A 13,185-nucleotide genomic window follows, 5' to 3' on the forward strand; every position below is an offset into this window, starting at 1 on the left:
AATGAAGAAGTTTTTATTCATTTTAATGTGCATTGTTTTGCTAGGTGCATGTTCAAGGGAAGACGAGGGGAAAGACAGAAGACTTGTGGCAGCAGAGCATATGATTGAAGCGATTACCGAAGGAAATAAACGAAAAATAGAAAACATCTATGTTGAAGGCGCTGTCCCAAGCCCAAATGACATTCTAAAGCTGAAAAAGGAATGGGGCATAGAGACGCTTTCTTATGAAGATTTTCAATTAGAAGAAGCCAGCATTCACGTCTTTCATGCGAATTACGAAGATGAAAAAACAGGGGAGAAAAAGGCACTTGCCCTGCGGGTAATAGAAGATCCTGAAAAAGGCGGTGTACGGATTGACTTTGTAGGGGTCGTTGAAGGAACTGATGCTTCCTCTCAATGAAAAATTTTATTAAAAGACAAGGTATAAGCTAAAATGATTTTATTTAAAAGGATAGAAGAGCTGAAAGAACTTCGCTCTATCTATCCTCTTTTTTTCAACCTCGTCATCATGGTGATGCAATCGCTGTCTCTTTTTACTACGTTATCATACATTCACTTGTCTTTAATTTTAAAGAGTAAGCGATTCTTTATTTGTTTATCGATTTTTGTACCGGAAGTGTGCGTTAATCTGGCCTTCCAGCATTTTTTTCTTATATTGTCCGCTTTTTAATGCCTGTTCTTTTTTCTTCATGTCTTTCAAAATCTCGGCTGTTTGCACACCGTCTTCTCGTTTGTTGGCGATGTCCATTAAACGTTCTACATCAGAAAAAGAATATTTACGCGTGCCTCTTGTTGAGCGCTGGGGGTAGATGAGTCTGCGTTCCTCATAATATCGGATTTGCCTGACGGATAGCCCTGTTAATTCACTGACAATCCCGATTGAAATGACTTTTTTATCTTTATAAGATACATCTTCCTGCGTCATATACTCACCCCTGCAAGTCTTTTCTTCATATTATACAGAACGAGAAGGAAAAAAACCTATCATTTGTCAGAAAATATAACACAAAAACGAAAAAATGAAAAAACCATGGAAGGAAAGGTAACAACAAATGTGAAATGAGTGTTGCGCGTGCATATAATGATGATGAGTTGAACTAGGAGGAGGAGCAAATGATGGAGCAAACACAGATCATCTGTATGGCAAAAGAAATCATCGCATTAGATATGAAGAGGGATGAATTACTGGAGCGATTCATGCAGGCGGCAGGTCAGAATGCACATGCTCTTCTAAGAGCCGTACAAAATGATTTGTATAAAAGATCTTCATAAGCACCTGGTCCAGATCACTTGATAGGAGGGGATAATCGGTGCGGCGTATCTTAACAGAAGCTTTAGCAAAGGAAAGACATTATTATACGAAGCAGCTCTGTTCATTAGGAGTTTACAGCCCTGATGCGGCCAAGAACATGACAATTAGTGACTTAAAAAAAGAGTATCACTTCTTTTTCAACAAAACAGAGCGTAATTTGTGAAAATCCCTTGAAATGTGTGTATGTCACATAAAGGGTTCTTTTTTTGCGTGCTTAATATTATAGCAATATTGAATTTTGTAGAAATTTGACGAATACAGTGTAAGGAAACGCAGTTCCTTTACAGATTATGTTAAACTATGTCGCATCTTGATGGTTTGCTAATAAAGCTTTTTTTCGAGATGATTGTGAAAAATAAGAAGGATTTTAAAAGTTTATATCGAAATCTTATACATAACACGAATGGAGTCACTTATGTGGTTGAAAGGGTTTTCAAAAACGTACTTCTATTTTTTACGAAAGGCTCCAACTGCACCGCAAGAAAGCCTTGAAGTTAAAAAAATATTATAAGAGGTAGATATGTGATGAGACTATCGTTTAATGAAGAAGAAGTAGAACGTTCAATGACACTTTACAAGGTATTTGCAAGAGCATTTAAAAGCGTTTCAGAACACAGCATTAGAGACAGCAAAGAGCATGGATTTAATCCAACTGAATTTGCCGTTCTTGAATTGCTGTACACAAGAGGTGCTCAAAAACTTCAGCAAATCGGCTCAAGACTCCTGCTTGTCAGCGGGAATGTGACGTACGTAATTGACAAATTAGAACGAAATGGTTTCATTGAAAGAGAGCAGGACCCAAAGGATAAACGGTCGGTTTATGCCCATTTAACGGATAAAGGGCGCAGTTATCTTGATAAGATTTACCCGATTCATTCTCTCCGGATTGCGCGAGCGTTCTCTGGCCTCTCGCGTGAAGAACAAGAACAATTGATTAGTCTATTGAAAAAAGCAGGCATTCACAGTCAACATTTATTATTTAGATAGAACGAAAAGGTGCCATGATTGGCACCTTTTTTATGTGTCCAGCTGATGCGCCGGATAGGCAATGAATTTTTCGATATCGGTTGCTGGAAGGGGCTTTGCATAATAAAAACCTTGCAGGTCGTCACATCCTTGCGCAGATAAAAGCTGCGCCTGCGCAAAGGTTTCAACACCTTCTGCTATGACTTCGAGAGATAATTGATGTCCCATCGCGATAATGGCACCTGTAATCTGTTCAGACTTCGAATCATTTAAAATATCTTCAATGAAGGATTTGTCGATTTTCAGTCGATGAATGGGCAAATCCTTTAAATAGCTTAAGGAGCTATGACCTGTACCAAAGTCATCAATACTAATGCGAACGCCCAGATGTTTCAGCGACGTCAGCACCTGTTTTGATTGCTTGATATTGTCCATTGTCATACTTTCTGTCACTTCAAGCTCGAGCAGTGACGATGTCAGGTTGTATTTTTTCAGTGTCAGCTTAATCAAATCAATTAAGTCTTCAGAATTGAATTGTTTCGCAGATAAATTGACAGCCACAGGAATTTTCAGTCCATTGTCATACCACGTTTTAGCCTGCCTGCATGCGGTATCAATGACCCATCTGCCAATATCAATGATCAGCCCTGATTCCTCTGCCAGCTCAATAAAAGCCTCAGGTGACTTTAAGGAACCATCTGGTGCCTTCATTCTTAGAAGAGCTTCTACGCCAGTCATCTTTCTTGTTTTCGCACTGACTTGCGGCTGGTAATGAAGCACAAACTGTTCTCTCTGAATGGCATCCCGCAACTCAAGCTCTCGATTTAACCTGTCTTCACTTGATCTTTCCATTGATTCGGTAAAGAACTCATACCGGCTTTGCTTATGTTTTTTGGATAAATACATCGCCATATCGGCTTTCCTCATCAATTCCATCCCATCTTTTCCATTTTGAGGTGAGATGGCGATCCCAATGCTGATAGATGTAATGAGCTGATGATTCTGGATGGAAAAAGGACGTTCAAATTGCCGAATGATATTTTGAGAAAGCTGCTCAATTTTGTGTGTGTCATGTCCCATGTGAGGGAAGATCATTAAAAATTCATCCCCGCCTAGTCTTGCAATAAAGCCATTGTCCGGTAAACATTGTGTCAGTCTGTTTGCAGCAGCTTTAAGTAGTAAGTCTCCTATGTTATGACCAAGTGCATCATTAATAATTTTAAAACGATTCAAGTCAAGAAACAGAACAGCCGTCGATGTTCCTGTCTCTTCTTGAGCGGAGAGAACATCATTTAAATGGTTGATGGCGTGGCGCCGATTAGGAAGCTCAGTTAACGCATCATAATGTGCCATGACATGAATTTCTTTTTCTGCAATCCGCTGCTGCGTTAAATCTTTTAAGACAAGATAAATACTGTCAAGTGTATTGTTGACATGAACAGGTATGTAAGTGACATGATAATAATAAAAACGATCTGCTGCTTTCAGTTCTGCTTCACGTGTGATGGCTTTTTTTGACCGGGAAATAAATTCTTCCCACATCTCAGTCGGCATCACGTATTGACTGACATCATCACCAATCCAAGAATTGCACATTTTTAAGATTTGTTTACCTGAGTCGTTCGCAGAAAGTACCTTTCGATCGACAGATAACACGATAATGCCATCGATATTATGTTTAATGAGCGATTGAAACCGCTGTTCATTTTCCTTTAACTGATCTGACTGCTTCATGATTCGGTGATCTATATAGGCACCAAAGATCATCAGTGTTTGGACAATCAGTGTCATCAAGCCGATGAAAATCGACAGACTGAATGGCGACATTTCAAGAGAGCCGCCTGCAGCGGACTGTCCATCTGAATGAAAAAACATAGTAGAAGCAGCCATACCAGTATAATGCATGCCAGAAATAGCCCCACCCATCACGAGTGCACCAGCTATTTTTAACAGATGATCCTCCTTTTTTTTCTCGGATCGATGGAGCCGAAAAAAGAGATGCAGTGAAAAGAAAGATGCCAGCGCAGCAATGAAAAACGAAAGAAAAAAGAGGACTGGATCATAGCTGATTGAGACATTGGCCATTGATTCCATTCCAAGATAATGCATGCTGCAAATAGCTGAGCCCATGGTGATTGAACTAATGAGCAGCCGTCTTATGGAGAGCTGCTCTTGAATGCATATCGAGAATGCGATCAAAGAACCGACAAAAGACGCCAAAATCGATAAAATCAGTAAGGGAGTTTCATATGTGATGCCGGTTTGTATGTGAAATGCCATCATGCCAATAAAATGCATCGACCATATGCCCATCCCCATGATCATTGCACCAATGACCAGCCATACCTTTTTCTTTGCACCGCTTGACTGTATCACTCGGCTGACTAACTGAAGAGCTGAGTAGGAGGCCACAGCGGCGACAGCGACTGACAGAAAGACAAGCCATCCGTTGTAGCTTCCTGTTAATTGGGTCATGTGAGAAAACCTCCAGTATCTTAAAACAGACATATACTTAATATATCGGATCGAATGGCTTCTGTGTTCACTTTTCCTTCACTTAAATACCACAATCAACGTTTTTTTCATGTGTCTTTTATAGTAAAATCAAATTTAATGTAAAAAAACGACGAAAAGTGAATCGTTTCTTCGGTTTTATTCGTTTAATATATGGTGTGATTCTAAAAGAGATAGAATCATTCAAACGATTATGTGTGAAAGGGATTGATAAACATCGAAGATTTTATTATTTCTTTAGCTGATGCTTTTAAGAACTTGTCGTACTTTGGCATCTTCCTCGCATTATGCATTGAATTTGTTCCTGCTGAAGTGGTTCTGCCTCTTGCGGGTTACTGGGTCTCAGAAGGGGACATGGCCTTCATCGGTGTTGTGGCTGCCGGCTCCATTGGCGGCGTGGCTGGCCCTTTGACCTTGTACTGGTTAGGACGTTATGGCGGCAGACCCTTTTTAAATAAATATGGGAAGTACTTTTTTGTCAAACCTGAGTCGCTTGATAAATCGGATGCTTTCTTTGAAAAGCATGGTGGTTTCGTCGCCTTTAGCGGCCGGTTTATTCCAGGGGTCAGAACGCTTATTTCCATCCCGTGCGGTATTGCCAAGATGAATGTGTGGGTCTTTTGCTTGTATACGTTTTTGGCGATTACGCCCATTACATTTGTGTATGTGTATCTTGGGTTTGTGCTCGGGGAGAACTGGAAAGAGGTTGGCGCTATGTTAGATCCATATCTTTTACCGATTGGGATCGGGGTTGTGTTGTTGTTCGTTGTTTATATATGGCTGAAACGTAGAAAAAGAAAAACAGAAACACCAACGGCCTAATCACTGAAAGTCACCTGTTGACAATCCAGTGTCTATTGATTATGATATAAGTAATCTAAATATTCTTAAATCCCACCAAAGGGGAGTAGCGTCCGGTTTTTACCGGAAACAAAGTCGTCATTACATGGACTTAAGTTCCATCGGCTTTGTTGGCATGATTCTACATATCACATGTCTAGCAAGACCTTTGCCATTACAGGCAAAGGTCTTTTTTGTATTCATAAGCCTTTGTCTGTTGTGGGACAATAGATAAAAACAAGGAGGAATGATGATGGATGCAGCAATTATTTTAGAGTACGGGTGGGTTCTTCTCGTACTGATTGGATTAGAAGGGATTTTAGCAGCTGATAACGCGCTGGTCATGGCTGTGATGGTTAAACACCTTCCTGAAAAGCAAAGAAAAAAGGCATTGTTTTACGGACTTGCGGGTGCGTTTGTCATGCGATTTGGTTCCCTGTTTCTTATTTCGTTTTTAGTGGATGTGTGGCAAGTTCAAGCCATTGGCGCAATTTATCTTCTTTATATTTCCATTCACCATATTTTAAAATCGCACGTATTTAAGAAAAAGGAATCAGACACAAACATGAAGCAAAGCGGCTTCTGGGCAACAGTCGTAAAAGTCGAGCTTGCCGACATCGCTTTTGCTGTAGATTCCATCTTAGCGGCCGTCGCATTAGCCGTGACATTGCCGAAAACGAGTCTTCCGCAAATCGGCGGACTCGATGGCGGTCAATTTATTGTCATTCTTTTAGGTGGTATCATCGGTCTTATCATCATGCGATTTGCAGCTACTGTCTTTGTGAAACTGCTCAAAACAAGACCGAGCCTAGAAACAGCAGCCTTTGTCATTGTCGGATGGGTTGGTGTGAAGCTCACGCTTTATACATTGTCACATCCAGCCATTGGTATCGTGTCCTCTCATTTTATTCATTCAGCATTATGGAAAGTGATTTTCTGGACAGTGCTTCTCGCAATTGCAGCATTTGGCTGGTTTTTATCAAGCCCATCAAGAAAAGGCGGGCAAGAAAACAAGGAAAAACAAGAGGGACGCCTAGAAGAGTAGGTTTTTTGAAAGAAATATCATTTCATTTTCATAACACGTATATTACAAATAAGGGGGAGATACCCCCTTATTTCTTTGCTTTTAGACGAAACATTGTAAAGTAGATGATGATATACATGTCATAATTGAGTAACAGGAAATGAATTCCTCATTTCTTCCTTTGCGCTTCCCTCATAAATTAGCTATCATAAATGAGTAATATAGGGAGAACTGAGGTGAAACCATTGCTTAGCCTTTTGTTTAAAAAAGGAAAGAAAAAGCAAACATTAGAGCAGTCGGCTATCAGTATTCAACAAGGTGATATCGAGCTGCAAAATGCATTAATAGAGCAATACAAACCATTTGTCGCTAAGACGGTTTCATCCGTTTGTAAACGATATATAGATGAAAAAGATGATGAATTCAGCATAGGCTTAATTGCCTTTAATGAAGCGATAGAAAAATACTCCGCCGAAAAAGGAAATTCACTCCTTGCTTTCGCGGAATTAATTATTAAAAGAAAAGTGATCGACTATATTCGAAAAGAAGCGAGAAATGCGCCAACGGTTCAAATGGACCTGCAAGAAAGTGAAAATGGCGAGTACTCTCAAAGCATGATTGAAGCAGAGCTGTCTACAAATGAATATAGACGTTTAATTGAACAAGAACATAGAAGAGAAGAAATAGAACATTTTAAAGAACGATTAAAAGTATACGGTCTCACGTTTCAAGAGCTGCTTGAACATTCACCAAAGCATGCAGATGCCAGGCAAAATGCTATTAAAGTAGCCCACACCCTCGTTGAACACGATGAGCTCAGAACCATTTTATTTCAAAAAAAACAATTACCAGTCAAACAGCTTGAAAAGCTAGTGGAAGTCAGCCGCAAAACGATTGAGAGAAATAGAAAATACATCATTGCGATGGCGATCATTATGACGGGTGATTATGTGTATTTGAAAGATTACCTTAAAGGGGTGCTTAATTCATGAGAAGAGGCATTATAGTAGAGAAAAACAAAAAATATGTCACGCTGCTGACCCCTGATGGACAATTTCTGCGGACAAAATATGAACAGCAAGACTATGAAATCGGTCAAGAAGTGACATTTCCGAATGAATCACGTCTCGAAAGAAAAAGAGCCGGTTTTTTTGACCTGCTTCGTTTACGTCCGTTAAATGCAGGAATCCTATCAATCGCAGCGATTATTGTCGTGATTTTTACTATGATGCCATCTTTCTCAAGTCAAAAAGCATATGCATATATGACAATTGACATTAACCCAAGCTTTGAACTGAAGCTTGATCACGATTATCAAGTGATCGGTGTCACACCACTGAATAAAGATGCGAAACAAGTACTGGCCAGTATGAAGGATTTGGAAAAAAACGACATGACCAAAGTCGTGCAGGAAATCATAGACGACTGTGACAAAAAAGGTTACGTGAACCACTCTAAGAGCATTTATATTTCAACGGTTTATGAAAACAAGCAGGACCATACATATAAAACCAACGTCAAAAGTAAAATTAACACCATCTCTGGTGAATATCAAAAGCGCGATTACAAGCTAGAAACTGTAGAAAGTGACCTGGAAACAAGAGAAAAAGCTCAAAAGGCAGGCATTTCAACAGGCACATATATCAGAAATCAAGAAATGCAAGACAAAGAACAAGAAGACATTCAAAAGGATGAAGACGCAGCAGAGAGTGATGCTGTCAAAGAGGAAGACCCTAAAAAAGATGATGAAGATCAAGCAGACAAAGACAAACAAGAAGACGTCAAGACAGACGATAGCGAAGAGATGAAGCCAGATCAAGAGGCTCCTGAAGCTGAAGACAAAGAGCAGAAGGATCAAGAGAGGGAAGAGCAAGGATCTATTCAAAAGCCTCACCAAACAAAACCTGATGATGAAAGCAAAGACAATCAAATAAAGGAAGAAAAGGATCGTTCTATCGATAAAGAACAAAAAAAAAATCACTCAACGGAACCTGATGACAAAAGAAATCCAAACGGCACATCACGTGGTGGCGCTGAAAAGCACACAAAAAAAAACGACAGGGATCAGAAACGGCCGTCCGCTGAACGAAAAAGAGAACATATGAAGCAAGGAAAAGGTGTACCGTCCCCTTATCGTGAGAACCGGGATGAGCACACATATGAACAATAAAAAAACGCCAGAATAGCTCCGGCGTATTTCACCATGTTTTTATTTAGATTGATTGCCCATTTGTGATTGAGCCTGTTGAACGAGTCTTTTTGTAATTTCACCGCCAACAGAACCGTTTGCACGTGCGACTGTATCTGAACCGAGAGTCACGCCAAATTCTTGAGCGATCTCGTATTTAAATTGATCTAATGCTTGTTCTACTCCAGGAACAAGAAGTTGATTTCGGTTTGCCATGTCCATATTCCTCCTTTCACCTCATGTTTGTTGCGCCTTCTTATTTTGAAGAAAACAGCGTACAATTATGCTGGCAATTGCTGCACAAAAAACCGAGGTGATGATTCACCTCGGTTCTTCTGTATCCTGATGCTGCAGTGTATGAAACATCATTTCTTGTGCCGTACTTTGCAAGTGTGAAATAAAGACAGAAAAAACGGTTGAACTGATAATGCCTTTGATCAAATGCCATTGGTGCTGTGTCAATTCAGAAAATTCTTCACGGAGCTTATCTGTCTGTTCCTCTGTGATTTCCCGTAAGTTTGTTTCTTTTAACGGAAAAAGAGTATGATGATAAATAAAATCAAGGACATGCGCATATGCTTCATAAAAGCGCAGTGGACTAATAATATCATCAGTTCGATCCGTAATTGTGTTAAATAAGGCAGATAAGATGGTACGGATGGCATCAAAGTCAAAAACTGATTTTAAATCTCTAACAATTAATAAAATAACGACCTGATCAATTGAGTACTTCTTTCCAAGCTCAGGGTGGCCAATCATATCTTTAATATCACGTTTGATCCAGTTTTGAATCGCTGTCGATTTAAGAGAAGTCAGTTCGCATAGGTTTCCTAATTCTACAATTTCATTTGTGGAGAGTCCATGCTCTGATTTGTGTTTCCGCCGTTCAAGCCTCTCAAAAAAAGAAGGGATTTTTAGCTCGTCATGTTCGTGATGTTTGTCTTTTTTTACAGATAAATTTAATAGCTGAAGCGGAGTCAGATCTCCCTCTCCTTTTAGAGAATAGAGAAGACTTGTCATGTCAATTCTCGTTAATTTAAAAGCACCCATTATTCCACCTCGTTTGTACGTCAAAAACGTCATAATTGATCTAATTCAACATCATAATCTCTTTTTGATGAAAATGCAAAATAAACTAAAATCCAGAAAGCGGCGTCACAATTTGTTCACTTTTCAGCTGTAGCAAATGTCGTAAATATTGAAGTGACGGGGCTTAAGCCGTTATGATAAACATAGGAAATGATTCCTTTTTCCTTGCAATTTGAGACGTTTATTTTTATAATTTTATTAATAAGTTCAAATGAACTTAATATGACAGCGGAGGTTATGTATGGGTAAAAGAATATTTCTGTTTATATTAACGAACATTCTTGTTATCACTACGATTGGTATTGTACTATCGGTTATTAGTGCAGCAACTGGTGTTGGTTCTTATATAGGAGCAGATGGTGGAATTAATTTTGTGGCATTGCTAGTATTCAGTGCAGTTGTTGGTTTTGTTGGCTCGTTCATGTCACTTGCAATGTCTCGCTGGATGGCAAAAATGATGATGGGTGTGCGTGTGTTAAACCCTGAAAAGGATTCATTAACATATGATGAGCAGCAGCTTGTTGACCGCGTGCACAGATTATCAAGAGCAGCAGGCCTTTCTAAAATGCCTGAGGTTGGTATTTATCAATCATCTGAAGTAAATGCTTTTGCGACAGGTCCTTCTAAGAGAAGATCACTTGTTGCGGTTTCCACTGGATTGCTTCATGAAATGGATGATGCAGCAGTTGAAGGTGTAATCGCTCACGAAGTTGCTCACGTTGCGAACGGTGATATGGTGACAATGACGCTGCTTCAAGGGATCGTCAACACGTTCGTTGTCTTCCTTTCAAGAATTGCGGCATGGATCGCAAGCCGCTTTGTTCCGCGTGAAGAGCTTGTGCCGATTGTTCATTTTATCGCAGTGATTGTTTTCCAAATCATTTTCTCTATCTTAGGAAGCCTTGTCGTGTTTGCATATTCTAGACACCGTGAATTCCATGCAGACCGCGGCGGAGCTGACCTTGCCGGTAAAGATAAAATGATTCATGCGCTTCGCTCACTTGAGGCGTATACGTCAAGAATCAAAGATGATGATCAAACAGCAGTTGCTACGCTTAAAATCAGTGGTAAACGAAAAGCTTCTCTTTTCTCAACACACCCTGATTTAAACGAAAGAATCAGAAGACTAGAAGCAAAATAAGAGAGACGAAAAGACATTCTGTTACAGGATGTCTTTTCTTTTTTGATGAAAAAGTAAATAAAGCATAAAATACCTTTAAAATCATGTCTCTTTTCATTAAAATGATAAGTATTGAAAATTGAAAGTTAAAAGAAGGAATGACAATGAACCCAATTAAAAAGCTAATTGACCGGCTATCGGCTTTCCAGCTGATTGCCCTTTATTATTTTCTTGCTGTGACCGTCTCATTTATTCTTCTAAGTTTGCCAGTCGCTCATCAAGATGGGGTGGTGAAGTGGACATTTATCGATGCATTATTTACGGCAGTGAGTGCGGTAAGTGTCACAGGACTCACCGTTGTTGATACCTCCCAAACATTTAGTGTGGCAGGTATGTGGATCCTTGCGTTTGTCCTGCAAATCGGAGGTATCGGCATTATGACGCTCGGTACCTTTGTGTGGATTGTCATGCGAAAAAGGATCGGGATTAAAGAAAGAAAGCTCATCATGGCAGATCAAAACCAGAGCAATTTATCAGGAATTGTGAAATTAATGAAGCAGGTCTTATATTTAATTTTGCTCATTGAGTTTGTAGGCGGTCTGATTTTAAGCATGTATTTTCTCAAATATTACGATGTGCAGGCAGCATTCTTACATGGCTTCTTCTCAAGTATTAGTGCGACCACCAATGGGGGCTTTGATATTACAGGGAACTCGCTCATCCCTTACAAAGATGATTATTTTGTCCAATTTATTACGATGCTGCTGATCATCTTTGGAGCCATTGGCTTTCCTGTCCTCGTAGAAGTAAAGGATTACTTATTTAATCAGGACCGAAAGCACGCATCGTTCTCATTGTTTACAAAAATCACAACAATTACGTTTGGCAGCTTAGTCATTGTTGGCGCTATTGGGATTTATGCCCTTGAAGCCCGGTTTACGTTTTTAGGGAAGAGCTGGCACGAAGTTTTGTTTTATTCATTGTTCCAATCGACCGCCACAAGAAGTGGTGGACTTTCCACATTAGATATTACTCAATTGACAGAACCGACGCTGTTATTTTTATGTCTGCTCATGTTTATCGGGGCATCTCCAAGCTCGGTTGGGGGCGGAATTCGGACAACCACCTTTGCCCTTAATTTACTCGCACTGTTTCATTTTGCTCGGGGAAATAAGTCCATTAAAATCTTCAAAAGAGAGCTGCATCAAGCGGATATAAACAAATCTCTAATGGTGACGATGATGGCCTTTATATTGGTGTTTGGCGCTACATTCTTATTAACCTTATCCGAGCAAAATACGCTTCTTCAAAATTTATTTGAAGTCTGTTCTGCATTCGGAACAACAGGGCTATCACTAGGGATTACCTCTGAGCTCTCTGTTTTCGGTAAGTGTATCATTATGATGGTCATGTTTATTGGACGGATCGGCATTCCAAGCTTCTTGTACTTAATTGGCCGAAGAGAAAGCGAAGCGAATTATCATTATCCGAAAGAGCGTGTCATCATCGGCTAAACAGCATTCCGAGCGAATGCTGTTTTTTTATTTCCATTATCTAACTGGCTAAATCACGCGAGATGTTCGCAATCTATAGGTAAGAGGTGAACGAGACGTGCTGGATGTAATATGGAAAGCAATTGTCATGCTGCTAGTTGGTACCTTGCTGCTGAGAATAGCAGGGCCTAAATCCATTAGTCAATTAACTGTTCAACAAACAGTGATCATGATTTCAATCGGATCGATTATTATCCAACCCTTTATTGAGCACAATTTACTTGAAACGATTTATGCCGCTGCTACATTTATCATTGCACTCGTCATCATGGAAAAATTGTCTATCCAATCTGATTTCTTTGAAAAATTGGTTTCAGGGAAATCTGTGGTCATTTTGCAGGATGGAGAAATGCTTGATCACAAGCTGAAGAAAACGAGGCTCACTAGGGATGAATTCAAAATGCGCTTAAAGCAGCAAGGCATCACAGACATCAGCTGTCTCAAAAAAGCCACCCTAGAAGCCAATGGACAAATTGGCTATGAGTTAAAGCCAGAAGAAAAGCCCGTGACGGTCAAACAAATGAAGGAACTCCTAGACCAATTAAGAGAAGAACTAAATATGTTAAAAAAGGACTGATT

At 39.7% G+C, this 13,185-nt stretch carries 15 protein-coding genes and 1 riboswitch; of the genes, 11 read left to right on the plus strand and 4 right to left on the minus strand.

Translation table 11 applies throughout. The features are described from left to right. The first annotated feature begins 1 nt into the window (after position 1). Complete coding sequence (locus MKZ03_RS06145) at positions 2-400, plus strand: hypothetical protein (RefSeq protein WP_307499516.1); 399 nt, start codon at positions 2-4, stop codon at positions 398-400. Between the two features lie 195 nt (positions 401-595). Here the strand turns inward: MKZ03_RS06145 and MKZ03_RS06150 are convergent, their stop codons facing one another. Next, entirely contained in the window at positions 596-925 is a 330-nt protein-coding gene (locus MKZ03_RS06150; protein WP_012009715.1) for a MerR family transcriptional regulator, read from the minus strand. 191 nt (positions 926-1,116) lie between these two features. Here MKZ03_RS06150 and MKZ03_RS06155 point away from each other — a divergent pair, with 191 nt between their 5' ends. The 3 genes from MKZ03_RS06155 (at position 1,117) to MKZ03_RS06165 (ending at position 2,299) form a co-directional block, all read left to right on the plus strand. Further along, on the plus strand, positions 1,117-1,272 hold the full coding sequence (locus tag MKZ03_RS06155; protein WP_164847173.1) for a hypothetical protein: 156 nt from the start codon (positions 1,117-1,119) through the stop codon (positions 1,270-1,272). Positions 1,273-1,310: 38 nt separating this feature from the next. Beyond that, a complete protein-coding gene (locus MKZ03_RS06160; RefSeq protein WP_034662950.1) occupies positions 1,311-1,475 on the plus strand; it encodes a hypothetical protein in 165 nt (54 codons plus the stop codon). 359 nt (positions 1,476-1,834) lie between these two features. Continuing rightward, a complete protein-coding gene (locus tag MKZ03_RS06165) occupies positions 1,835-2,299 on the plus strand; it encodes a MarR family winged helix-turn-helix transcriptional regulator (RefSeq protein ID WP_088004396.1) in 465 nt (154 codons plus the stop codon). Between the two features lie 30 nt (positions 2,300-2,329). On the opposite strand, the gene MKZ03_RS06170 is transcribed toward MKZ03_RS06165, so the two are convergent. After that, positions 2,330-4,753, minus strand: coding sequence for a bifunctional diguanylate cyclase/phosphodiesterase (locus MKZ03_RS06170; protein WP_340972485.1), 2,424 nt, complete (start codon positions 4,751-4,753; stop codon positions 2,330-2,332). A 246-nt stretch (positions 4,754-4,999) separates the two neighbouring features. On the opposite strand from MKZ03_RS06170, the gene MKZ03_RS06175 reads away from it, so the two are divergent. The 4 genes from MKZ03_RS06175 to MKZ03_RS06190 all read left to right on the plus strand — a co-directional run bounded on the left by MKZ03_RS06175 (position 5,000) and on the right by MKZ03_RS06190 (position 8,826). Then, positions 5,000-5,614, plus strand: coding sequence for a DedA family protein (locus MKZ03_RS06175; protein WP_034662945.1), 615 nt, complete (start codon positions 5,000-5,002; stop codon positions 5,612-5,614). Between the two features lie 68 nt (positions 5,615-5,682). Beyond that, positions 5,683-5,854, plus strand: a riboswitch (yybP-ykoY riboswitch). 31 nt (positions 5,855-5,885) lie between these two features. Continuing rightward, positions 5,886-6,677 carry a TerC family protein gene (locus MKZ03_RS06180; RefSeq protein ID WP_106038809.1) on the plus strand — a complete coding sequence of 264 codons (792 nt, stop codon included), beginning with the start codon at positions 5,886-5,888 and terminating at the stop codon, positions 6,675-6,677. A 215-nt stretch (positions 6,678-6,892) separates the two neighbouring features. Continuing rightward, positions 6,893-7,648, plus strand: a complete 756-nt coding sequence (gene sigI, locus MKZ03_RS06185; RefSeq protein ID WP_034662939.1) for an RNA polymerase sigma factor SigI — start codon at positions 6,893-6,895, stop codon at positions 7,646-7,648. Next, the gene (locus MKZ03_RS06190; protein ID WP_334748774.1) at positions 7,645-8,826 is read left to right on the plus strand and encodes an anti-sigma-I factor RsgI family protein; all 1,182 of its coding nucleotides are present in this window, start codon (positions 7,645-7,647) and stop codon (positions 8,824-8,826) included. Before sigI ends, MKZ03_RS06190 begins: the two co-directional genes overlap by 4 nt. A gap of 39 nt (positions 8,827-8,865) precedes the next feature. Here the strand turns inward: MKZ03_RS06190 and MKZ03_RS06195 are convergent, their stop codons facing one another. Next, positions 8,866-9,060, minus strand: coding sequence for an alpha/beta-type small acid-soluble spore protein (locus tag MKZ03_RS06195; RefSeq protein ID WP_003211343.1), 195 nt, complete (start codon positions 9,058-9,060; stop codon positions 8,866-8,868). Positions 9,061-9,165: 105 nt separating this feature from the next. After that, positions 9,166-9,894 carry a DUF1836 domain-containing protein gene (locus MKZ03_RS06200; protein ID WP_307499521.1) on the minus strand — a complete coding sequence of 243 codons (729 nt, stop codon included), beginning with the start codon at positions 9,892-9,894 and terminating at the stop codon, positions 9,166-9,168. 280 nt (positions 9,895-10,174) lie between these two features. Here MKZ03_RS06200 and htpX point away from each other — a divergent pair, with 280 nt between their 5' ends. The 3 genes from htpX to MKZ03_RS06215 all read left to right on the plus strand — a co-directional run bounded on the left by htpX (position 10,175) and on the right by MKZ03_RS06215 (position 13,183). Then, entirely contained in the window at positions 10,175-11,074 is a 900-nt protein-coding gene (htpX, locus tag MKZ03_RS06205) for a protease HtpX (protein WP_034662931.1), read from the plus strand. Between the two features lie 143 nt (positions 11,075-11,217). Continuing rightward, complete coding sequence (locus MKZ03_RS06210; protein WP_080869518.1) at positions 11,218-12,567, plus strand: TrkH family potassium uptake protein; 1,350 nt, start codon at positions 11,218-11,220, stop codon at positions 12,565-12,567. Between the two features lie 97 nt (positions 12,568-12,664). After that, on the plus strand, positions 12,665-13,183 hold the full coding sequence (locus MKZ03_RS06215; RefSeq protein ID WP_034662926.1) for a DUF421 domain-containing protein: 519 nt from the start codon (positions 12,665-12,667) through the stop codon (positions 13,181-13,183). Positions 13,184-13,185 lie beyond the last annotated feature (2 nt).

The organism is Bacillus sp. FSL R5-0431 (genome assembly GCF_038002985.1).
GTDB lineage: Bacteria > Bacillota > Bacilli > Bacillales > Bacillaceae > Bacillus.